The sequence below is a fragment of the Paraburkholderia phytofirmans genome (assembly GCF_046028095.1).
In the GTDB taxonomy this organism is placed as follows: Bacteria; Pseudomonadota; Gammaproteobacteria; order Burkholderiales; family Burkholderiaceae; genus Paraburkholderia; species Paraburkholderia phytofirmans_A.
Window position 1 is genome coordinate 585,737 of record NZ_JAQQDJ010000004.1, and the last position, 23,755, is coordinate 609,491.

The following is a 23,755-nucleotide window of genomic DNA, read 5'->3' on the forward strand; positions in this document are numbered from 1 at the left end:
GCGGCCTTGGCCACGTGCCCAACCGCGCCGCTTCAGCAAAAGGATTCAGAGTATGACCATGCTTTCGATGCCGCTGCCCACGCTCGCCGATTTATCGATCGAGCCGGGCCTGCCGACTGTCGTCTCGCCGCGCGCCGGCGCGGAGATTTCGTTGGAGGAAGCGGCGCCGCTTCTACGTTCGATCGTCGACGACACGCTCGAACGCGCGGGCGGCGTGCTGTTCACGGGTTTTCGCGTGGCCTCGATCGACGCGTTTCAACGTTTCGCGGGCTCGTTCGGGCATCCGCTGATCGGTTATGAATTCGCTTCGACGCCGCGCAGCCAGGTGGAAGGCGCAGTTTATACGTCGACGGAATATCCGCCGCATCGCTCGATTCCTTTGCATAACGAGCAGTCGTACACGCGCGAATGGCCGCTGCGTATCTGGTTCCACTGTGCGCTCGCCGCGCGCACCGGCGGCGCGACGCCGATCGCCGATAGCCGCGCGATCTATCGCGCGCTAGACCCAGCGCTGGTCGAGCGCTTTGCGAAGCGTGAGTTGCTCTACGTGCGCAACTTCGGGCAAGGGCTCGATCTGCCGTGGGAGCAGGCATTCGGTTCGGACGACCCGCGTACGGTCGAGCAGATTTGCCGCGCGCGTGGCATCGAATGCGAATGGCGCGACAGCGAAGACGGCGAACTGCTGCTGCGCACGCGCGAGCGCTGCCAGGCAGTGGCGCGCCATCCACGCACCGGCGAGCGTGTCTGGTTCAATCAGGCGAATCTGTTCCATCTTTCGTCGCTCGACGAAGACATGCAGGAGGCGCTGATCGATTCCGTCGGCCTCGAAAACGTACCGCGCAACGTCTATTACGGCGACGGCGAACCGCTCGAAGCCGAGGCGCTCGCGGAAATTCGCGGCGTGCTCGATCAGCAACGGATCGTGTTCCCGTGGCTGACCGGCGACGTGCTCATGCTCGACAACATGCTAACCGCGCATGCACGCGATCCGTTCGAAGGCCCGCGCAAGGTCGTAGTCGCGATGGCGCGAAGCTATAGCGAAGCCGAAGGCGAGAAGCGGGCGGCCGCGCAATGACGAAATCGCAGGGCGCGGCGCTTGCGGCGCATTCGCTGACGGTTGGCTACCGCGATCACGTCGTGCTCCACGGTCTGAATCTGAACATCGCGGCCGGCCGTGTCACGGCCTTGTGCGGACCGAACGGTTGCGGCAAAAGCACGCTGTTGCGCACGCTTGCCGGCTTGCAACCGGCACTGTCCGGCAGCGTCGACGTCAACGGTGTGCCGCTCGCTTCGCACCGGCGCCGCGTGTTGGCGCGCACGCTCACCATGCTCGCGCAGTTCAACCAGATTCCGTCCGGCCTCACCGTGCGTGAGCTGGTCGCCTACGGCCGTTACGCGCACGGCGGCTGGCTGCGCGGACTCTCGCGCGCCGACCACGCGGCGATCGACGAAGCGCTCGTCATCAGCGGTCTCGCCGACGATGCCGCGCGCGACGTCGCCGCGCTCTCGGGCGGCGAACGGCAACGCGCGTGGATTGCGATGGCGCTCGCGCAACAGGCGCCGATCGTACTGCTCGACGAACCGACCACGTATCTCGACATCCACCATCAACTGGATATTCTGCGCGAGTTGAGGCGACTGAATCGCGAGCGCGGCCTCACGATCGTGTGGGTGCTGCACGACCTGAATCAGGCGGCGGCCTACAGCGACGAAATCGTGTTGATGCGCGCCGGCCGCATCGTCGCGCAAGGCTCGCCTGATGCAATGCTCGACCCGCGTCATCTGAACGAAACCTTCAGCGTGCCGATGCTCAAGATCGCGCATCCGCAAACGGGCGCACCGATGTGCGTGCCGACGTATGAAGGCGACGTCATGGACAACAACGCCGCCGCCGCTTCACTCCGCGAGGAAACGATGAGCAAGGACGTCGCAGCATGACGACGCTTGCCGCACGCAAACGCCTGCGCCGCAGCACGCAGGCGATGGACAGCTATCGCGCGCCCGTCAAAAGCCGCGTCACGACGATCGGCGCTGCGCTCGTTGCGTTGATCGTCGTCGTGGCGGTGATGCGGCTCGCGCCCGGTTTCCGCACATGGCTCGCCGCGCCCGCGGGCAGCGACGCCGCGCAACTTGCCGGCATTCTGCTGTTCGACCTGAGCGTGCCGCGCATTCTGGCCGCCTTGGTGGCGGGCGGTTGCCTCGCGGTGGCCGGCACCTTGTTTCAATCGCTGACGCGTAACCCTTTGGCTTCGCCCGATCTGCTCGGTATCACCGGTGGCGCGCAACTTGGCTTGCTTGCCGCGATGCTGGTGCCGTCGCTCGCGGGCGTGGCGTCCGTGCCGCTGCTGTTCGCGTGCGGTTTGGGTGCAGCCGCGTGCGTGGCCGCGGCGGCAGGCGGCTGGCGCGCCACACCGTTGCGGCTCGTGCTCGCCGGCAGCGTCTGCATGCTCTTGTTCTCCGCGCTGACCACGCTGATTCTCGCGTTCTTCGAGCAGAGCATCGTTGGCGTGTCGTTGTGGGCGAGCGGCAGTCTCTATCAACCCGGCGCGGCGGGTTTGAAGATCGCCGCGTCCTGGCTCGTGCTGCCGCTGATCGCCTTGCCGTTCGTGATTCGTCCGCTCGATCCGCTCGCCCTGGGCGACGACGCCGCGGCGGCAGCCGGCGTTCGCGTGGATGCCACGCGCCTCGCGGCGATGGTGGTCGCGGTGGGCTTTGCAAGCGTCGCGGTGAGTGTCGCGGGACCGCTTTCGTATGTCGGCCTGATCGCGCCGAACCTGCTGCGTCAGATGCGTGGCGCGAAAGCGTCGCGATTGGCCGCGCTCGTGCCCTTGTCCGCGCTGGTCGGCGGCGCGCTGGTGCTCGTCACCGATAGCGCCGTACAGGCGCTCGATCTCGACGCGACGCTTTCGACCGGCGTGGCGATTGCTTTCGTCGGCACGCCGTTGATGCTCGCGATGATCCGCAGCGGCGCCGCGTGGTCCGGCGCTTTGCATGCCGGTCAGGAGCGCGCCGTCGCGCGGGCGGGCACGCGTTTCGTGCGCGCGATCGATGCGTGGCCGTGGCCGCTGACGGCAAGCGCGTTAGTGCTGCTCGGCATCGTGCTCGTGTGTGCGGGCGCGTCGTTCGGTCCCACGACGATCGGTGTGCAGCGCTGGCTCGCGGCGTTCGATCACCGCGACGAACTCGCGCGGATGTTGCTCGACTTGCGTTTGCCACGCCTTATCTGCGCGTTGCTAGCGGGCGCGCTGCTCGCTGCAAGCGGGGTGCTGATGCAAAGCATCGTGCGCAATCCGCTTGCCGGACCTGAAGTGCTGGGCGTGACCCAGGGCGCTGGCCTCGCGACGCTCGCCGCGCTTGTGATGTGGCCGCTTGCCACCCACTCGACGCTGGCCGCCGCTTCGCTCGCGGGCGGCGGCATCACGCTGGCCCTGACGCTCCTGCTGAATCGCCGGCATCGCTATGCGCCGCTCGCGGTCGCGCTGACGGGCATCGTCATCGGCACGCTGTGGACGACGCTGTCGCAATGGCTCATCACGCAGCAAAGCGTACAGCCCGCGCGTTTCGTCGTGTGGCTGGTGGGCGGCACGTACGGGCGCAGTTGGGGCGAAGTCACGACGTTGCTGCCGTGGTGCGTGCTGGCCCTGCCGGTGTTCGCGCTGCTCGCGCGGCCGCTCGATCTGCTTGCATTGGGTGACGATCAAGCCGCCTCGCTGGGTTTGCCGATCGGCGTGTTGCGTCCGCTGGTGCTGACCGTGGCGACGCTTGCCGCGTGCGCGGCCGTGGCCGCGGTGGGACCGGTGGGCTTTATTGGTTTGATGGCGCCGCATCTGGCGTCGATGCTCGGTGCGCGGGCTCATCGCACGCGCTTGTGGCTGGCGGCGGCGTGCGGGGCGCTGGTGCTGGTCGTGGCCGATATCGCGGCGCGCACGCTGCTGGCGCCGCGCGAGATTCCCGCCGGCGTGCTGACCGCGCTGATCGGCGCGCCTTATCTGCTTGCGCTGCTGATTATGGAGGCTCGGCGCGAGAAGCGGGGCAAACGGTGATGCCGCAAATCAGAAGCGACGTTGACCGCGCGCAGTGCTTCGCGCAATTCGCGCCGGAGTCGATCGCGCATTATCTTGAGCACGTGTGGCTCGGCACGCCGAACGCGATCGACGAACCCGCACTCGCCGGTGACGCGACCGCGTCGCTGAGCGTGATTCGCGCCAGCGAGTTGACGAGGCATCGCGCCGCGTTGCTCGATGCAATGGTCACGCTCTACGGCGGCGAGCGCGAAATGCATGCACGCGCGTTGTTATCGCAGTGGACCAAGTACTACTTCGGCTTCGCGGCGACGGCCGGTTTCGTTGCGGCAGCGTTGCTGCGCCGGCCGCTCGCGATGTCGCCGGATAAAACGCATGTCGTGTTGCGCGATGGTCTTCCCATCGCAGCGTATTTCGCGCCCGACGCATTGCAGCCGGTCGAGTGCGATCCGGCACGCCGTTACGCGCCGCTCGTCGATCATCTGGATACGGTGATCGAGACGCTGTGCGCAATGACAAAAATCGCGCCGCGCGTGTTGTGGAGCAACGCCGGCAATCTGCTGGACTATCTGTTCGAACAATGCGCGCCGCAATTCGACCTGACGGACGATATCGCGTGGCTCTTCGGTCCGATCGCTGCCGATGGCGAGACCAATCCGCTGCGTCTGCCCGTGCGCCTCGCAAAACCTCGCGCCGCGAGTCTGCCGAATCCGTTCAGCGCACGGCGCGTGTGCTGCGTACGTTATGAAATTCCTGGAGAGACGCAACTGTGTGGACGCTGCCCCCTGCTATTGACGATGAGCGATGCGGAAATCGCATTGCAGGCCGCTTCGCATTGACAGTGATGACGTCGGCGATGGCCTTGGCGTCTCGATCGCGCCGTGAGAAGAAAAGCACGTGTTTCAGGCAGCTTTGCATGAATGCTGTGGTGGCGGCCGCGCTGTTTTCTAACGCGTATGCGTTTGCGCAAGGTAGCAGCGGCGCTGCTGCCGCTGCGGGCACAAGCAGTGCGAACCACCCAAACACCGCACAAGCACAGCGGCAAACCTGCAAGCCGCTCGCCGACAACCCAATCGTCTCGCAATCCAGCCCGTCGCTGCCCGCACACCCGAAGCGCATCGTCGTCCTCGAATTCATGTTCGCCGAAGACCTGGCAGCGGTCGGCATCACGCCGGTCGGCATGGCCGATCCCGAGTATTACCCGGTGTGGATCGGTTACGACAATGCGCGTCTTGCGTCGGTGCTCGATATCGGCACGCGGCAGGAGCCGAGTCTGGAGGCGATTGCGGCGGCCAAGCCCGATCTGATTCTCGGCGTCGGTTTGCGCCATGCGCCGATTTTCGCGGCGTTGGAACGTATCGCGCCGACCGTGCTGTTCAAATACGGTCCGAACTTTACCGAAGACGGTGCACGCGTCACGCAACTCGATTGGGGCCGCAAGATTCTGCGCACCATCGGCTGTCTGACGGGACGCGAGGAGGCGGCGCGCGCCGTCGAAGCCAAAGTCGACGCAGGTTTCGCCCGCGACGCGCAGCGTCTCGCCGAAGCGGGCCGTGGCGGCGAACAGGTAGCGTGGTTGCAGGAGCTGGGCTTGCCGGACCGCTACTGGGCGTTCACCGGCAACAGCACGGCAGCGGGTGTCGCGCATGCGCTCGGGCTCAACTTGTGGCCCGCTGAAGCCACGCGCGAAGGCACCGCGTACGTGAGTTCGGAAGATCTATTGAAGAAGCCGAAGCTGACCGTGCTGTTCGTCAGTGCGACTGAAAAGGATGTCCCGCTCGCCACCAAACTCGATTCGCCGATCTGGCGTTTCGTGCCGGCTCGCAGCGCGGGACGCGTCGGGCTTGTCGAGCGGAATATCTGGGGTTTTGGTGGACCGATGTCGGCGCTGCGGCTTGCCGATACGATGACAGATACGTTGTTGTCGTTGCCGGCGCCTGGCGTCAAGAAGCAAGAGCGCTAACTCGACGAGGAGCCGGTTCGTGCAGAAGGCGAGCTCGGGAATCCAGCTAGCCTCCGACACAGTCGTTCATTACCGCTTCAATGGGTATGCCGCGGAGTCGGGATCCATTATCTGGAGCCAGGCTTCGGAGTACCCGCGCAACTGGCCGGAACGAGTGGGCGCGAACGCAACACGCGCCCACTGACTACACGGCCCTCGACCGATCTTGCCCTCCAGACGATCATGCATGCACCGCGTGGCGAACGCTTTTATCAGCGGCGCTCTGTACCTTGATTGGATTCGATCTGCTGTCGCAGCCGCGCTTCGCTTTCCTGAAGTTCGGGCGTGAACGCTTCTCCAAAGTCCGCGGCCTCGTAGAAGGGGCGAATTTCTATTTCCGAGTCGGTGGGCATCGGATTCGGGCAGCGGCGCACCCATTCGATTGCTTCTTCCATGGACTGCACTTGCCAGATCCAGAAGCCGGCAACCAGTTCCTTGACTTCGGCGAACGGACCGTCGACGACGCTTCGTTCTTTGCCGGAAAACTTCACCCGCACGCCCTTCGAACTCGGCTTTAATCCGTCGCAGTCGACCAGGATGCCGGCCTTGACCAGCTCCTCGTTGAATCGGCCCATCGCCGCGAAATCTTCCTTGCGGGGCAGTTGACCCGTTTCGGATTCGGGGGTTGCCTTGACCATGACCATTACGCGCATTTCGTTTCTCCTGTCAGAAAGGTCGGCCACCTAATTCGTCGGAAGACATGAATTCGGTGACTTCAACACTACGACGATCGAATGCGCACGGAATCGACAGGCCAATGCTCGACGGTCCAAAAAAGTTAATCGAGCGAACCGCGCAGGCGAGCGATGCGTCCCTATTCGCTACACGCGACGCCTGCAAGCCCGCAGAGCGCCCGCGACTGCCAGCGCCCCAGCGAGCCTTTCTCCACTTCATCACCCCACCGTACCGTTGGCCACCGCCGGGCTTTGCACCGCTTGTGCCGAACCATGCGTCTCGCTAACGATACTGCCATTCTCCAGCTTCAACACACGATCCGCGAGATGGAAGTAGCGGTCGTCGTGGCTGATCACCAGCACTGTCTTGCCGCGCGAGCGCAACTCCGGCAGCAGTTGCTCGTAGAACACCGCTTTGAACTGCGGGTCCTGATCGGCGGCCCATTCGTCGAACAGATAGAACGGCCGGTCTTCCAGATATGCGACCACCAGCGCGAGGCGTTTGCGCTGACCGGTGGAAAGCGCCCGCGTGGAGAACGCGCCGTTCACGACCTGCACCTTGTGATCGAGCGCGAGCTTCGCGACCAGGGCGTTGGCGCGGGCATCCGCCTGCGCGCGTGAGGCATCGTTCGGATCGACGATGCCAAGCAGCGCGTCGAACAGATGGAAATCGTTGAACACAGCCGTAAAGCGCTGACGATACGCGGCGCGTTCAGCAAAGTCCACCCGCTTGCCGTCCAGTTCGATCGTGCCGTCTTCGGGTTCGTAGAGACCTGTCAGCACTTTCGCGAGCGTCGTCTTGCCGCTGCCGTTGCCGCCGACGATGAACACCAGCTCACCCGGCCTGAAAGTCAGATTGACCGGCCCGACCCGGAACATCCGCTCGTCGCGCTCATGAAAGTACGAGTGCGTGACGTTGCTGAGCGTGAGCGTGCGATACGGCGCGTGCGAAGCATTTTCGTCAGGCGGCGGCGAGGTGCGCAGCGCACCGAATTCGCCCATCACCTTTTCGATACGATCGAGCGAGACGCGCGCTGCATTCAATGTCGGCACGTTGTTGAGCAGGCCGTCGAGCGGCAGCAGCATGAACAGGAACACCACCACGTAGCCCGATGCCGACGGCGCATCGGCGTGCACGCCGAGTGCCGGCCAGAATGCCGCCACGCCCAGGAACACATAGAACAGGAACACGATCCAGCCGACTCCGACCGCATAGGCGCTGAACGCACGGCGCCGATGATCGCGCACTTCGTCGATCGCCGACCCGAGCTGGCCGTCCACAAATTGACGCGAACGCGCCTGATGCAGCTTCAGTTCCTTCGCGCCGGTGAAAAGCGCGCCGAGGTAGCCGAACAGTTTGTCCTGCGAGCGTCCTGCTGCTTCGAGCGAAGCGATCGCGCGCTTGTCGCCGGCGTGATAGCCGAATGAGCCGACCAGGATCGCGGCGACCGCGAGCAGGCAAACCGGCCACGACAGCCACGCCAGATAACCGAGGCAGCCGAACACGATCGAGCCGTGCATCACGAGATTGGGTAGTGCGAAGAACAGCATCGACACGTTGGTGGCGTCGTCGGTCAGCACGGACTGCACGGGTGCCGCGCCGATCCGTTCGACATCGCGCAACTCGGCCTCGGCGACGCGCCGCGCGACGTGTTCGCGCAACTGCGCCATCGTGTCCTGCGAGAGGCGCGCGAACAGCACGCCGGTGATCACACGCGTGACGAGCGCGACGACCGCGCACACCGCGAAACGCATGGCGAGCGACATATCGGCAACACCTGTTTGCGACAGTGCGCGGCTCAAGGTCGCGACGAGCAGCACGCTGGCGATGCCGTTCAGCACGCAGGCGGTCAGCGCGATCGCGAAGGAACCGCGAGAGCGTTTGAGCAGCGCGACGATCAGGCGCATGGCGGGCTTGCCCGCGGAGTTGGAGGGAGGTGAAGCAGACGAGGGTGGCGCGTCGTAGCGCTCGTTGGCAGCGGTCATCGGCAATGTGTCGCAGTGGGTCGCAATGGATCGGTGAAGGGCGTCGCATGCGGGCATGCGGCCATTCAGCGGGGCGCAAAGACACGCCCCTCGCCTGATAGACGAATGGGCGACGCAAACATTTACCGCGCGCGTTCATCTGCCACGTCAAAAAGATGCAGTCCAAATAAAAACAGCACACTCGGTAAAGATTTGCGATTGCGGATCGTCACACCAATGAAGCGGCCCATTGCGGCCTGCGACTTGGCCTATGCGGCCAGTTCTAACGGATTTCATGCCCATGACGAGCTTCCCGATTGCGTTGCACCACCAGATCCGCGCGATGGCGCGCATCGATCCCGATGCGCCCGCGCTAGCGTCCTTTACGCCACGTACCGTGCGGCTGACGCGCGGCGAACTGGATAGCCGCGCGGCGCGCCTTGCCGCGCAACTGCGCGCGGCGGGTGTGACGACTGAAGTGTGCGTGGGTGTTTGCGTGGCGCGGTCGTGCGATCTGTTCGTTGCGTTGCTCGCTGTATTGAAGGCGGGCGGCGTATTCGTCGCGCTCGATCCGCGTCATCCGGCGGCACGCCTCGATTGGGTTGCACGGGATGCGGGGCTCATGCACGGCATCGTCGACGGTTCCGCGGATGCGGCGATGCGCGCGCGTTTCGCGCAATGCTTCGACGTCGCGAGTGCTGTTGCGGCAGATGTGGCAGCGCCGCGTTTCGACAATGACGAAGCCGACACGCCAGTGCATCCACGCGCGGCGGCCTACATGATCTACACGTCGGGTTCGACGGGCACGCCGAAAGCCGTGGCTGTCGAACATGGACCGCTCGCCGCGCACGGTGAAGCGCTGGCCGATTCGTTGCCGATCGGTGCAAATGACCGCGTGCTGCATTTCGCCTCGGTCAATTTCGATGTCTCCATCGAAGCATGGTTAGTACCGCTAGCCGTCGGCGGCAGCGTGGTGATCAGCGATCCGCCGCCGTTCGCGCCGGAAACCACGCATGCGTTCATGCTGCGCGAAGGCATCACCAATACGACACTGCCGCCTGCTTATGTGCGCGAGTTCGCGAACGTTTGCGAGCGGCTCGGCGTGCCGCCTTCGCTGCGCACGCTGCTGTTCGGCGGCGAGGCAATGTCGCAAGACAGTTTCGACGAGATTCGCCGCGTGTTCCGTTCCGTGCGTCTGGTTAACGGCTACGGGCCGACCGAGGCGGTGATTTCGCCGATGCTGTGGCCCGTCGATCCGGGCATGACGCCGGCGCTCGAGGATGGCAATGGCTTTGCGTCGCTGCCGATCGGTTGGCCGATCGGGCGGCGCGTGGCGCGCATCGACGGCGCAGCGCAACAGGGTGAAAGCGGTGAACTGCTGCTAGGCGGCGTGTGTCTCGCGCGCGGTTACCACGGCCGCGCCGCACTCACGGCTGAACGTTTTCTGCCGGACCCGAGCGGCGAACCGGGCGAGCGCATCTACCGCACCGGCGACCTCGCGCGTGAACGCGCGGACCGCTCGTTCGATTATCTCGGCCGCATCGACGATCAGGTTCAGGTGCGCGGCGTGCGCGTCGAACCGGGCGAGATCGCGGCTTGTCTGCTGACGCATCCGGCGGTGGCCGATGCGGGTGTGCTCGCCAAGACGGCTGGCGGCCGAACGCAATTGATCGCCTGCGTCGTGCTGCAAGACGAACTCGACGATGCCACACTGCAAACGCATCTCGTCGCGCATCTGCCGCAGGCGTGGATGCCACACCGATTGGTGCGCTTCGAGCGCTTGCCGTACACGTTGAACGGCAAGCTCGATCGCGCCGCATTGCGCGACTTCGTTGCGACGATGCAAGCGGTCGTCGATGTGAATCACGTCGCGCCTCGAACCGCCACGGAAACTCGCCTCGCCGCGCTTTGGCAAACCTTGCTGAACGATCCTGCGCCGATCGGCTGCGGCGACCGTTTCTTCGCACGCGGCGGCGATTCGCTTGCGGCGATGCAATTGCAGGCAGCGATCCGTATCGAATGGCGCGTGAATCTGCGGCTCGACGCGTTGTTCGACGATCAACCGCTTGAAGCACTGGCGCGTTTGATCGACGACGGCGAAACCGAAACGTCGGTGGGTTCGCATGCGATCACCGTGATGCAGACTAACGACGCACCGTTCGTCGACTGTGCCGCCTCGTTCGCGCAGCAGCGCTTCTGGGTGCTCGCACAAACGCAGGACGCCGGCGCGGCATATCACGTCGCCGTGCAATGGGACGTGCGGGGCGCGCTAGAGATTGGCACGCTGCAACGCGCGCTCGATCGTCTGATCTCGCGTCATCAGGCGTGGCGAACCACGTTGGTCGAGTCAGACGACGGCATCGTCATCCAACGCATTCATGCACGCTTGCCGGTGCCGGTCGCGCAAATCGATTTGCGTGCTTGCGACGAGGCCGAACGCACGTCGCGATTGGTGAAGTTGACCGAACAGCAAGTCGGCGCGGCTTTCGATCTATCTAACGGTCCACTCGTGCGCGCTGCGCTCGTCACGCTCACCGGCAATACGCAGCGCTTCCTGTTGACCACGCATCATTCGATCAGCGACGGCTGGAGTTCACGCGTCGCCTTCGACGAACTGCGCGCCGCGTACGCAGCCTTCGCTGCGGGAAGCGAGCCGCAGTTGCCTACATTGGCCATCCAGTATGCCGACTACGCGCAATGGCAACGCGACTGGCTCGCAGCCGGCGAAGGCGAGCGGCAACTGGCCTACTGGCGCGACGCTTTGCGCGATGCACCCGAAGCGCTAGCCTTGCCGCTCGACCGCCCACGCTCGCCGGAACACGACTATCGTGGCGGCCGGGTTGCGCTGCGGTTGCCCGTCGCGCTTTCCGAGGCCGTGCGCGAAACGGCGCGACGCGTGCAGGCATCGCCGTTCACCGTACTGCTGGCCGCCTTCGACGCCTGGCTTTACCGACTGACCGGCACGACCGACGTGGTCGTGGCGGCGCCGATCGCGCATCGGCAACGCGCGGAGACGGCGCCGTTGGTGGGTCTTTTCCTCAACACGCTGGCGCTGCGCGCGCGTGTCGCGCCGGATCAATCGTTCGCCGCGCTGCTCGACGGCGTGCGCCGTTCCGCATTCGACGCGTTCGCGCATCAGGATGTACCGTTCGATCAGGTGCTCGACGCCGTCAAGCCGCCGGTGCGGCGCGGCGATGCGTGGCTCAAGGTGAAGTTCGCGCAGCAGTTCGATCTGGAGCTGTCGGCTGAATTGCCGGGCGCGTCGGTGCGCATGTCGCCGGGTCTGGATCTCGCCGCCCGCTTCGACTACGCACTCGATTTCACCGACGATCCGCGCGGCATCGAACTGGTCGTTGCTTACGCGCTCGACGGTATTGATGACGCGACCGCCCACGCCTGGTTGCATAGCTATGCAGCGCTCGTCGCCGATGCCGTGCGCGATCCGCGGCGCGCGATTGCCGAACTGGATTGCGCGGATAGCGCCGACTATCGCGCCGCGCGGCGCGGCCGTGAATTGCAGCCGGCGGCTGACAACGTGCTCGCGCTGTTCGCGCGGCATGCACGTGAAACGCCCGATCGCGTGGCGCTCGCGGATGCCGGGACGCAACTCACGTACGCCGAAGTCGATGCGGCGTCCGACCGTATCGCCTTTGCTTTGCGTCAGCGCGGAGTGGACGTGGAGCAGCCGGTGGCCGTATGTATCGAGCGGTCGGTGCGCTTTGCCGTTGCGCTGATCGGCGTGATGAAGTCCGGTGCGTACGTCGTGCCGCTCGATCCTGCCGCGCCGCGTGAGCGTCTGACTGCTTCCGTCGAAGCGTGCGGCGCGCGATGGATTTTGACGGCGAATCAAACGCGAGCTATGCCTGCAGTAGGCGCGGCAAGCACGCTCGACTTCGATACGCTCGCGCAAGCTTCATCGCCGGCGAGCGTGGGCGAGGCAACCGCAACCGCAAGCGCAACCGAACGCGCAACCGCATCGCACACAGCACCTTTGGCGAACCAGGCCGCCTACCTGATCTTCACCTCCGGCTCGACGGGCACGCCGAAAGGCGTCGTCATCTCGCATGGCGCACTGGCCGACTACGTCGAAGGCATGCTCGACGAACTCGCATTCGCCGCCGACGCATCCATGGCAATGGTTTCCACCGTCGCCGCCGACCTCGGCCACACGACGCTATTCGGCGCGCTCTGTTCGGGCCGCACGCTGCATCTGTTGCCCGCGCAATGCGCATTCGATCCCGATCGATTCGCCCACGAAATGCGCGCGCGCAACGTCGGCATTCTCAAGATCGTGCCGAGCCACTTGCATGCGCTGCTCGACGCGCAGCATCCGTCCGACGTGCTGCCCGCGCATGCGCTGGTGACTGGCGGCGAAACGCTGCCGTGGTCGCTGGTCGAGCGGATCGCGTTACTGAAGCCGACTTGCCGCGTGATCAATCACTATGGTCCGACCGAAGCAACGGTAGGCGCGCTGACCTGCGACACATCCGCGCCCGCGCAAGCCGCATTGCGTGCGCCGAGCGCGCGCAATGCACAAGCGGTGCCGCTTGGTCTCCCGCTGCCGAACGCATACGCTTGCGTGCTCGACAGCCACGGCGCGAGCGTACCGCCGGGCGCGATCGGCGAGTTGTATCTCGGCGGACCGGGTTTGGCGCGCGGTTATCTGAATCGCGCCGCGGCGACCGCTGAGCGTTTCGTGCCGAATCCGTTCGCGCCGGGCGAGCGTCTCTATCGAACGGGCGATCGCGTGAGATTGCGCGCCGATAGCCGGCTGGAATTTCTGGGTCGCCTCGACGATCAGGTCAAGATTCGCGGCTACCGCGTCGAACCCGGCGAAGTCAGTGCGGCACTGCGCGCGCTCGACGGTATCGCTCAGGCCGAAACGCTGGCCGTGGAGCACGAGGGGCGCTTGCGTCTGGCCTCGTTCGTCGCATTGACGAGCGATGCCCGCTTCGACGAAGCCGCATTGCGCGCGGCGTTGAGCGCGCGTTTGCCGGACTACATGGTGCCGGCCGTGTTGCAGCATGTCGCCGCGTTGCCGGTGACCGCGAACGGCAAGGTGGATCGGGCGGCATTGCGGGCGCTGGCGGCTGCACCGGCGCCGTCGTTGGCGGCGGGCGATGCGCCACAAGGCGCAACGGAAGAAGCCCTCGCCGCGGTATGGAAAGACGTGCTCAAAGCCGAACGCGTGGGTCGCGACGACAACTTCTTCGAGCTGGGCGGCGATTCGATCCTGGTGTTGCAAGTGATTGCCCGTTCGCGCAAGCGCGGTGTACGCTTTACACCGAAGCAACTGTTCGATGCGCCCACGCTCGCGCAACTCGCACGTGTCGCAACGACGGTGGACGTCACCGCTCAGGCTGCGCCGGGTGCATCGAAGTTACAGCCCGCACCCGCCAAAGCCGAGCACTCCGCCACGCTCACGCCCGCACAGCTGCGTTTCTTCGCACTGGATATTCCGCGGCGTGGTCACTGGAATCAATCCATCGAACTCGACACGCAAGCACCGTTCGACTTCGACGCTTTCGCGCGCGCATTCGAAACGCTGCTGACGCATCACGAGATCTTCCGTCAGCGTTTCACGCCTGTCGGTGCGCTAGGCGAATGGCGTCTCGAACTGGCCGAGCGCGCTTTCGAAACACTGCCGCTCGCCGCGAGTTCCGCACGCGACGAAGCCGACGCGCTAGCCCAATTCGACGCCTTGCAGAGCACGCTCGATCTGACGCACGGCCCGCTCGTCTGCGCGCTGGCCGCGTTACTGCCAGACGGCATCACGAAACTTTATCTCGCGATCCACCACATCGTCGTGGACGGCGTGACGTGGCGTGTGTTGCTCGACGACCTCGACGCCGCCTATCGCGCCGCTTGCGAGCGTCGCAGCGTGCGTCTCGCGTCGACGGGAACGAGTGCGCAGGAATGGGCGGCACGGCTCGCACGCGCAGCGCTCGACATCGCGACCTCGCCGTTTGCCGCTGAACTACCGTATTGGGCCGCGCTCGCCGCGCCCTATGACGATCTGCCGCTCGACCGTCCGCAAGCGAAGGCGACCAACGCCGACGCGCAATCGGTGATCCAGACCATCGGCGCCGATCTGACACGCGCCGCATTGACGGAAGCGAATGCCGCGTACCGCACGCAGATGATCGAGCTGCTGATCGCGGCGCTGGCGCAGTCGCTCGACATGCCTGTTTGCCGTATCGAACTCGAAGGCCACGGCCGCGAGGCTTTGTTCGATGACGTCGATGTGAGCCGCACGCCTGGCTGGCTCACGAGTCATTACCCCGTGCAGTTCACCCTTGAAAGCGCGCCGGCGGCCACGCTCGGCGCAGTCAAAGATACGCTGCGCGCGGTGCCGAACAAGGGTCTCGGTTTCGGCGTGCTGCGCCACTACGGCGACCCGGCGACGCGCGCCGGGCTCGCCGCCGTGCCGCGTCCGCATGTGACCTTCAACTATCTCGGCCAGTTCGACGCACCGCGCGAAGCGGCGCTCGTGCCGCGTTTCGGCGGCGCGGGCCGCGAACGCGATCCGGTGGGACCGATCGGCAACGCGCTTGCGATTCACGCCTATATCGACGGCGACGCCACGCGCACGCTCAAAATCCATTGGGTCTACGGCGCAACGCAATTCGAGCGCGCTACCGTGGAAGCCATCGCGCAGCGTTTCGAAAGCGCGCTCGCGGCATTGACGGCGGCATGCGCGGCGCGTCTCGCGCAACGTGGCGGTGGCGCGACGCCCGGCGACTATCCGCTCGCGCGCGCGGGCGGCTTGACGCAGGCCGCGCTGGAGCGCGTGCCGCTCGACTTGCGCAGCATCGACGATATCTATCCGCTTTCGCCGATGCAGCACGGCATTCTGTTCCACTCGCTGTTCGCGCCCGAGCAATCCACCTATGTGAATCAACTGGTCGCGACCTTGATCGAGCCGGACGTGGAGCGTCTGCGCGCGGCATTCGAAGCCGCCGTGCCGCGCCACGACATTCTGCGCACCAGCTTCACGCCGGACGAAGCAACGCCGATGCAGATCGTGCATCGCCAGGCGCGTATGCCGGTCGAAATTCTCGATTGGCGCGAGCGTGGCGCGCACGCGCATGATGAATTCGAAGGCTGGCTCAACGCCGACCGTGCGCGCGGTTTCGATCTGACGTCGCCGCCGTTGATGCGCGTCGCGCTGATCCGCATCACGGACGACGCCTGGCGCCTGGTCTGGACACGTCACCATTTGCTGCTCGACGGCTGGAGCACGGCGCGTTTCTTCGCCGACGTGCTGCGCGACTATATCGAGCCGCCGCGTCCACAACCGTTCGCCGCGCCTGCAAAAACACGCTATCGCGACTTCATCGCGTGGCTGGCCGCACGCGACGCCGACAGCGAGCGCGCCTTCTGGCTGCAGCGTCTCGCGCTGCTCGACGAACCGACGCTGGTTGCCGGGCGCGAGTCCGCGAGCGGCCGCGAACCGCAGCATCTCACGCGGCGTGAAACGATCGACGCAGCGACCACCGCGCGCCTCACCGAAACCGCGCGCCGTCTGAAGGTCACGGTCAACACGATGGTGCAGGGCGCGTGGGCGCTAGCACTGCAACGGATGACGCATCACACGGCCGTCGCGTTCGGCGCGACCGTCGCCGGCCGTCCAGATGCGTTGCCGAACGTCGATACCGTGCTGGGGCTTTTCATCAACACGCTGCCGGTGATTACGGCGCCGCTGCCGCAACGCAGTGCATCGGCATGGCTGCACGATTTGCAGCGCGACAACGCCGCGGCCGCGGAGCACGCGCATACGCCGCTCTATGAAATCCAGCAATGGGCGGGACAAGGCGGCGGCGCGCTGTTCGACACGCTGGTCGTGTTCGAAAACTATCCCGTGGATGAAGCATGGCAAGGACGCGACGAGCGCGCGCTCAAGCTGCGTGAGTTGCGCAATATCGAAGCGACCGACTTCGCGCTCACGCTGGTGATCGAAGCGGGCGCGACGCTCACGATCGACTACGGCTACGACGCCGCGCAGCTCGATGAAGTGCGTGTCGGCGTATTGCATCGCGCATTTGCCGCGTGCCTTGCGGGCTTGATCGCCAATCCGGACGCGCCGCTCGGCACGATTTCGATTTCCACCGCCGACGATCTGGCCGCGCTGGCGAGTTTCAACTCAACTGCGCAAGTGTGGCCGGACACACAGCAGCAGGCGCTGCATCGCCAGTTCGAACAGAAGGCACTGGCGTCGCCCGACGCGATTGCGCTTGAATTCGCTGACGCGCAAGGATGTACGCAGCAGATGAGCTACGGCGAACTCGATGCGAACGCCGATCGCGTCGCCGCCTCGCTCATCGAAGCCGGCGTGCGCGCGGACACGGCGGTGGCGTTGTGCGTCGAGCGTTCGTTCGACATGGTCGTGGCGCTAATCGGCGTGCTCAAAGCGGGCGCCGCTTATCTGCCAATCGACCCGGACTATCCGGCGGACCGCATCGCTTATCTGCTCGACGACGCGAAACCCGCTGTCGTGCTGACGCAGCCGCATCTGCTGGAAGGTGTTACGGCAGCGGTCGACAATACACGCGTGAAGATCCTCACCGTCGACGCACTGCGCGGCGCCGACTTCACGCTCAGCGCTCCCGTGCCAGTCGCGCCCGATCAACTTGCCTACCTGATCTACACGTCCGGCTCCACAGGCAAGCCCAAAGGCGCGGGCAATACGCATCGTGCTCTGGCGAACCGCATTGCGTGGATGCAGGACGCGTATCGCCTCGACGCCAATGACGTCGTGTTGCACAAGACGCCGTTCGGTTTCGACGTGTCGGTTTGGGAGTTCGTGTGGCCGCTCGCCATCGGCGCGAAGCTCGCCATCGCGGCGCCGGCCGATCATCGCGATCCGGCGCGCCTCGTCGCGGCCATCGAAACACATCGCGCCACTACGCTGCATTTCGTGCCGTCGATGCTCGCGGCCTTTGTCGCTCATCTGGAAGACTTTCATACGGCGGCGCACTGCGCGAGCATCGAGCGAATCGTCGCCAGCGGCGAAGCGCTCGCGCCGGAACTGGTGGCACGCGTCGCCAAACAATTGCCGCACGCGCGGCTCTACAACCTCTACGGCCCGACGGAAGCCGCCATCGACGTTTCGCATTGGACGTGCGATGCGCGCGATGCCGACGCGGCGTCCGTGCCGATCGGTCACCCGATTGCAAACCTGCAATTGCACGTGCTCGACGCGGCGTTGCAACCGCTGCCGCAGGGCGCGATCGGCGAACTGTATCTGGGCGGCGTGGGACTGGCGCGCGGCTACCTCGGCCGCGCCGCGCTGACGGCGGAACGCTTCGTTCCCGATCCGTTCTCGCACGGCGCGCGGCTCTATCGAACCGGCGACCTTGCGCGTCGTCGCGCGGACGGCGCGCTCGACTATCTCGGCCGCATGGATACGCAAGTGAAATTGCGTGGCCAGCGCATCGAGCCCGGCGAAATCGAAGCGCTGCTGCGCGCGGCGCCGGGCGTGCACGATGCCGTGGTGATCGTGCGCGACGAGCAATTGATCGGCTACGTGGCGCGCGGGGCGGACAACGCACTCGACACGCAGGCGCTGCTCGACGATTTGCGGGCGCAACTGCCGTCATACATGGTGCCCTCGTACCTGATCGCGATGGACGCGCTGCCGGTGACGCCGAACGGCAAATGCGACCGTCACGCGCTGCCGGCTCCCGTGCGTGGCGCCGCGTCAGAAAACGCTATCTGCTTGGCCGCCACCGAGACAGAGCGTGAACTTGCCGAGATCTGGAAGCGCGTGCTGCGCGTCGACACGATTGGCCGCGACGACGACTTCTTCGCGCTGGGCGGCCACTCGCTGCTCGCGACGCAAGCCAACGCGCAGGCGAATCTGCACTGGACGCTGATCCTGCCGCTACGCACCCTGTTCGACGAACGCACGTTGCAGCGCTGCGCCGCGGCGATCGATCGCGCGCTCGCCGAGCGCGACGCGCATGGCGCAGGCGATACCGCGAGCGCGATCGATGCGCTCCTCGACGAATTCGAACTGCAATGAGCCAACACGTCGGCCCGTACTGAGACCAATTAGCATGACCACTGCCAAACCGGATCTGCTGTCCCTCGCGTCACGCTTTGCGCTTTTGCCGGATGCGCAGCGCAAGGCCTTCCTCACGAAGCTCGACGCCGCCGGCATCGACTTTCGCGTGCTGCCGATTCCGCCGCGCGCCGAGCGCACCGCGAGCGTGCCGGCTTCGTTCGCGCAAACGCGTCTGTGGCTGCATGCGCGGATGATCGACGAACCGGCCGCATATCACATCACCGAACGGCTGCGCCTGGACGGCGCGCTCGATGCCAACGCGCTGCGTCTTTCGTGTGACGCGCTGATAGCGCGCCACGAAGCGTTGCGCACTACTTTCACCGAAAGCGGCGACGGCGTGTTGCAGACGGTGCACGCGCCGTCGCGCTGCCCGTGGCACGCGAGCGACGTGAGCGCGTGGCCCGCCGATCAGCGCGAGAAGCGTGCCGCGGACATTGCGCGCGCGGACGAAGCGAAGTCCTTCGATCTATCGCTCGGTCCGCTGATGCGCGCGCATCTGATCCGTCTCGATACGAACACGCACTGGCTCGCGTTGACGACGCATCACATCGTCTCCGACGGTTGGTCCGCGGACGTGATATTGGCGGAACTGGCATCGTTCTATCGCGCGTATGCGAAGTGCGAAGCGGTATCGCTCGCGCCGTTGCCGATTCAATACGCCGACTTCGCGCTGTGGCAGCGCCGTTGGCTCGACGCGGGTGAACGCGAACGTCAGTTGGCGTTCTGGCGCGAGCGGCTGGAGGCAAATCGCGACGTGCTGATGTTGCCGGGCGCTGCGCCGCGTCCGGCGCAGCGCAGCGCGCGCGGCGCACGGCATCGCTTCGTCCTCGATGCCGCGCTCGTGGCGCAAGTGAAGACACTGGCCAATGCGCAGCGCGCGACGCCGTTTGCCGTATTGCTGGCGGCATTGAGCGCGTTGCTCGCGCGCTCGTCGGGTGAAACGCAGATTCAGATCGGCGTTCCGGCGGCCAATCGCGAGCGCGGCGAAGTGGCCGGTCTCGTCGGCTTCTTCGTGAACACGCTCACGCTTGCCACGCCGGTTCCCGCGACGCAGCCATTCGCCGCGTTGGTCGGCGTGACGCAGCAAACGCTGATCGACGCCCAGTCGCATCAGGACGTGCCGTTCGAACAGGTGGTCGAAGCGCTCGGCGTGGTGCGCAGCGCGAGTCATCATCCGTTGTTCCAGGTGATGGCCGCTTATGGTGCGCGGCGCCGTTTGCCTTCGCTCGCGCAAGTGCGCATGACGGAGTTGCCTTCGGGTGCGCCGTTCGCCAAGTTCGACTTGACGCTGAGCTTCGAGGAACGGGACGACGATTCGATCGATGCGTACTTTATCTACGCGCTCGATCTGTTCGACGCCGATTCGATAGAGCGCCTCGCTGCGCGATTCAATGAGTTGCTGTCCAATGCGACTTCAACGCCTGAGATCGCGATCGCAGATTTGCAATGGCTGCCGCAAACGGAACGCGCACAACTCGACGCATGGAATAGCAACGCGCTCCCTTCTGAAACAGTATTCAGGCCGGTGCATCAGCGCGTGGCCGACCACGCCAGCGCGAGGCCCGATGCTCGTGGCGTCGCGGATACGAACCGCTCGCTCACGCGCGGCGAAGTGGATGCGCGAGCCGCGCGTTTGGCGCAACGCCTCGTCGCAGCAGGCGTGAGTGCGGAGATGCGGGTTGGCGTCGCGCTGAGCCGCTCGGTGGATCTGCTGGTCGGTTTGATCGCGGCGCTGAAGTCGGGCGGCGCGTTCGTTCCGCTCGACCCGAGCCACCCGCGTGAGCGTCTCGCGCAGATTCTCGACGATGCGCAGATCACGCATGTCATCACGGAACGCGCGAGTCTCGCTGCGTTGCCGGCGTCGGACCGTTTGCGTTTGTGGCTGATCGACGAGGAACCGCAGGCCGACGAACCCTCGGCAGCGGATGTCGAGTTGCCGCGCGTATACCCGCATCAGGCGGCGTATGTGATTTATACATCCGGCTCGACGGGAAAACCGAAGGGCGTCGTGGTCGATCACGGTTCGTTTGCGCTGCATTGCGCGGCGATTGCGGAGCGCTACGGTGCGGGCGAGCGTGACGTGTTCCTGCTGTTCCAGTCGGTCAATTTCGACGGCGCGCATGAAGGCTGGTTTTCACAGTACATGTCCGGCGCGGCCGTGGCGATTACGGCGGACACGCTGTGGCCGCCCGCGCAAACCTGTCGGATGATGGTGCGCGAAGGCGTGACCATGACCTACGTGCCGCCCGGTTGCGCGACGCAACTGGCCGAATGGGCGCTCGCGCACGGTGCGCCGCCGAGTTTGCGTTCGCTGACGGTGGGCGGTGAAGCCACCTCGCGCGAAGCGTTCGCGCTGATGCGCCGGGCGTTTCCGAATGCGCGCATCGTCAACGGATACGGGCCGACCGAAACCGTCATCACGCCGATGCTGTGGATGTTCTATCCGACCGACGACACGGCGAAGCTCGCGGACAGCGCCTATTTGCCGATCGGCACGCTGGTTGGTGCGCGTTCGGCGCATGTGCTCGATGCACGCCTGAATCCGCTGCCGGTCGGCGTGATCGGCGAGTTGTATCTGGGCGGCGAGGGCGTGGGTGTCGCGCGCGGTTATCTCGACCGGCCGGCGCTCACGGCCGAGCGCTTCGTACCGGATCCGTTCGGTGCGCCGGGCGCACGGCTCTATCGCACGGGCGACCTCGTCAAGCGACGCGCGGACGGCGTGTTCGACTTTATCGGCCGCGTCGATCATCAGGTGAAGCTGCGTGGCTTGCGGATCGAACTGGGAGAGATCGAAGCGCAACTCGCCGCGCACGACGATGTGCGCGAAGCCGTGGCGATCGTGCATGGCAAGGGGGCGCAAGCGGCGCTGGTCGCGTATGTCGAATTGAGCGCCGAGGCGCGTGAGCGCAGCACACGCGCGGATGCGGCGGAGCTCGACGCGCATCTGCGTCATACGCTGCCGGATTACATGGTGCCCGCGCATATCGTCGTGCTCGACGCGTTGCCGCGCAATGCCAACAGCAAGGTGGACCGCGCTGCATTGCCGGAGCCGCAGCGGGTCGCACGGGCCTATCAGGCGCCCGCAGCGGGGCTCGAAACCGCGCTTGCGCAGATCTTCCGCGAAGTGCTGGGCGTGGAGCGCGTCGGGCGCGCCGATCATTTCTTCGAACTCGGCGGGCATTCGCTCGCGGCGGTCCGGGTTGCGACGCGCGTGGCCGAGCGCCTCGCACGTGATGTGCCGGTGCGCACGCTTTTCGAAGCACCGACGCTCGCGCAATACGCGCAACGGGTGCTGGCGTCGGCACGCAGCGAAGCGCTGGCCGATGCGGGCAATGACGCTTCGAGTGGCCCTTCGAATTCACAACCGATAGCGGACGCGAACGGCGTTCTGCCGCTTTCTTCTGCGCAATTGAGCTTGTGGTTTTTGTGGCGCTCGCAACCGGACAGCGCGGCGTACAACATTCCTGTCGCGCTGCGTTTGCGTGGCGCGCTCGATGTCGATGCGTTGCGCGAAGCGTTTGCTCAAGCGGCCGCACGACATCCGGCGCTGCGTGTGCGGCTCGTTGAACGCGACGGGCAGTTGCCGGGTCAACGCGTGGCCGAGCCGGCGCCGTTCGACCTGCCCGTTGTCGATCTGTCGGGCGATCCTTTGGCCAGCGCCCGCGAGAGCGCCGCTGTTGCGCTGACCGACGAAGACGCGCTCACGCCATTCCATCTGCTCGACGATGCGCCGCTCTGGCGTGCGCGCTTATTGCGTCTTGCCGAGCATGATCATGTGTTGTCGCTGGTCGTGCATCACATCGTGTCGGACGGCCAGTCGATCGATCTATGGCTCGATGACGTGCGCACCACGTATGTGGCGATCGTGCGCGGCGCGTCGCCGAGAGCTTCGGTATTGGGTTCGGCTTCTCACAACGAACTGGTCTTGCCGGTCGCCGCGCCGCGAGCGCGCCTGTCGTTCTGGCGCGATGCATTGGCCGACGCACCGTCGCACGTACTGCCGTCGCCGTCGTCGGGCCGTGCTGTGTCGCCGAGTTGGAGTTGCGGCCGTCTCGCGTTTGAATTCAGCCCCGCGCTCGTGCGCCGCGCCCGCTCGATGGCGCTCGAAGTTCACGCCACCTTGCCCATGCTGCTGCATGCCGCGCTGAACCTAGCCTTTTATCGCGCGACCGGCGCAACCGATCAACCGGTCGGCGTGCTCGCCTCGACGCGCGAACTGACCGGGGAGGCCGCGCGCCGCGCACTCGGGCTCTTCATCAATGCGGTTGTCGTGCGCACGCGGCTCGCGAAAACCGACACGCCCGCGACGCTGCTGGCCGAAGTCCGCGACGCCGCACTTGCTGCTTATGCGCACGCTGACACGCCTTTCGCCGAGGTGGTCGCGGCATTGCGCGCCCCGCGCGCCGAAGCCGGTAATCCGCTGTTCTCGGTGATGTTCAACTACTTGCGACCAGCCGGGACAGCGGAGCGCGACTGGGCCGGCCTCACGCTCGACGATTTCAACGACATGCGGCACCGCGTGGTGTTCGAACTGGAACTGGATGTAGTCGAGCATGCCGACGGACGCGTGACCGGCGCCTTCTCGTATGCAAACGAGCTGGTGGACGGCCGTTTCGTCGAGGTGTTGACCGCCGACTATCTGGATGTGGTGCAACAGTTCGTCGATGCGCCGCATGAGCAGCTGGGTGCTTCAGCCGCGCGCTTTGCATTGGAATCCGCGAGCGCCGCGGCCGGCGCGCAGGCGAGCGCGACATCTCACAACGAAGCATCGCAACTCGCACAGGCGCTCGAACGCGTCTGGAGCAATCTCTTCGAAGGCAACACGCCCGCGCATCACGACGACCTGTTCGAAGCGGGCGCGAGTTCATTCGACGTGGTTCGCTTCGTCGATGCCGCGCGAGCCGCCGGCTATGCGCTGGAAATCGCCGACGTGTTCGCCGCGCCGACTTTCGCACAGCTTGGGGCACGGCTTGTTGCGCGGGGATCGAGCGTCGTCGAGTTACGGGACGGCGCGTGAAACAGTAAG

At 65.6% G+C, this 23,755-nt stretch carries 9 protein-coding genes; 7 read left to right on the top strand and 2 right to left on the bottom strand.

Annotated elements, in window-relative coordinates; all coding sequences use genetic code 11:
* Positions 1–52 precede the first annotated feature (52 nt).
* From PQR54_RS15335 to PQR54_RS15355, 5 genes are read left to right on the top strand one after another with little or no spacing between them, the layout of a single operon-like run.
* Positions 53–1,075, top strand: a complete 1,023-nt coding sequence (locus PQR54_RS15335) for a TauD/TfdA family dioxygenase (RefSeq protein ID WP_408246971.1) — start codon at positions 53–55, stop codon at positions 1,073–1,075.
* Complete coding sequence (locus tag PQR54_RS15340) at positions 1,072–1,938, top strand: ABC transporter ATP-binding protein (RefSeq protein WP_408246973.1); 867 nt, start codon at positions 1,072–1,074, stop codon at positions 1,936–1,938. The genes PQR54_RS15335 and PQR54_RS15340 overlap by 4 nt, the downstream gene beginning before the upstream one ends.
* Positions 1,935–4,043: a Fe(3+)-hydroxamate ABC transporter permease FhuB gene (fhuB, locus tag PQR54_RS15345; RefSeq protein ID WP_408246975.1), complete on the top strand. Its 2,109-nt coding sequence runs from the start codon at positions 1,935–1,937 to the stop codon at positions 4,041–4,043. The genes PQR54_RS15340 and fhuB overlap by 4 nt, the downstream gene beginning before the upstream one ends.
* Positions 4,043–4,861, top strand: a complete 819-nt coding sequence (gene fhuF / locus PQR54_RS15350; protein WP_408246977.1) for a siderophore-iron reductase FhuF — start codon at positions 4,043–4,045, stop codon at positions 4,859–4,861. Before fhuB ends, fhuF begins: the two co-directional genes overlap by 1 nt.
* Before the next feature lie 5 nt (positions 4,862–4,866).
* Positions 4,867–5,985: an ABC transporter substrate-binding protein gene (locus tag PQR54_RS15355; RefSeq protein WP_408247189.1), complete on the top strand. Its 1,119-nt coding sequence runs from the start codon at positions 4,867–4,869 to the stop codon at positions 5,983–5,985.
* Between the two features lie 251 nt (positions 5,986–6,236).
* Here the strand turns inward: PQR54_RS15355 and PQR54_RS15360 are convergent, their stop codons facing one another.
* Positions 6,237–6,677: a YciI family protein gene (locus PQR54_RS15360; protein WP_408247191.1), complete on the bottom strand. Its 441-nt coding sequence runs from the start codon at positions 6,675–6,677 to the stop codon at positions 6,237–6,239.
* Positions 6,678–6,917: 240 nt separating this feature from the next.
* The gene (locus PQR54_RS15365; protein ID WP_408246979.1) at positions 6,918–8,684 is read right to left on the bottom strand and encodes a cyclic peptide export ABC transporter; all 1,767 of its coding nucleotides are present in this window, start codon (positions 8,682–8,684) and stop codon (positions 6,918–6,920) included.
* Positions 8,685–8,964: 280 nt separating this feature from the next.
* Here PQR54_RS15365 and PQR54_RS15370 point away from each other — a divergent pair, with 280 nt between their 5' ends.
* Together PQR54_RS15370 and PQR54_RS15375 are read left to right on the top strand one after the other, a co-directional pair.
* A complete protein-coding gene (locus tag PQR54_RS15370) occupies positions 8,965–18,687 on the top strand; it encodes a non-ribosomal peptide synthetase (RefSeq protein ID WP_408246981.1) in 9,723 nt (3,240 codons plus the stop codon).
* Positions 18,688–18,721: 34 nt separating this feature from the next.
* Entirely contained in the window at positions 18,722–23,746 is a 5,025-nt protein-coding gene (locus PQR54_RS15375) for a non-ribosomal peptide synthetase (protein WP_408246984.1), read from the top strand.
* Positions 23,747–23,755 lie beyond the last annotated feature (9 nt).

Excerpts from the sequence above, each read along its gene's own strand:
- PQR54_RS15335 (WP_408246971.1), top strand. The coding sequence starts at position 53 with ATGACCATGCTTTCGATGCCGCTGCCCACGCTCGCCGATTTATCGATC.
- PQR54_RS15340 (WP_408246973.1), top strand. The coding sequence starts at position 1,072 with ATGACGAAATCGCAGGGCGCGGCGCTTGCGGCGCATTCGCTGACGGTT.
- fhuB (WP_408246975.1), top strand. The coding sequence starts at position 1,935 with ATGACGACGCTTGCCGCACGCAAACGCCTGCGCCGCAGCACGCAGGCG.
- fhuF (WP_408246977.1), top strand. The coding sequence starts at position 4,043 with ATGCCGCAAATCAGAAGCGACGTTGACCGCGCGCAGTGCTTCGCGCAA.
- PQR54_RS15355 (WP_408247189.1), top strand. The coding sequence starts at position 4,867 with ATGACGTCGGCGATGGCCTTGGCGTCTCGATCGCGCCGTGAGAAGAAA.
- PQR54_RS15360 (WP_408247191.1), bottom strand. The coding sequence starts at position 6,677 with ATGCGCGTAATGGTCATGGTCAAGGCAACCCCCGAATCCGAAACGGGT.
- PQR54_RS15365 (WP_408246979.1), bottom strand. The coding sequence starts at position 8,684 with ATGACCGCTGCCAACGAGCGCTACGACGCGCCACCCTCGTCTGCTTCA.
- PQR54_RS15370 (WP_408246981.1), top strand. The coding sequence starts at position 8,965 with ATGACGAGCTTCCCGATTGCGTTGCACCACCAGATCCGCGCGATGGCG.
- PQR54_RS15375 (WP_408246984.1), top strand. The coding sequence starts at position 18,722 with ATGACCACTGCCAAACCGGATCTGCTGTCCCTCGCGTCACGCTTTGCG.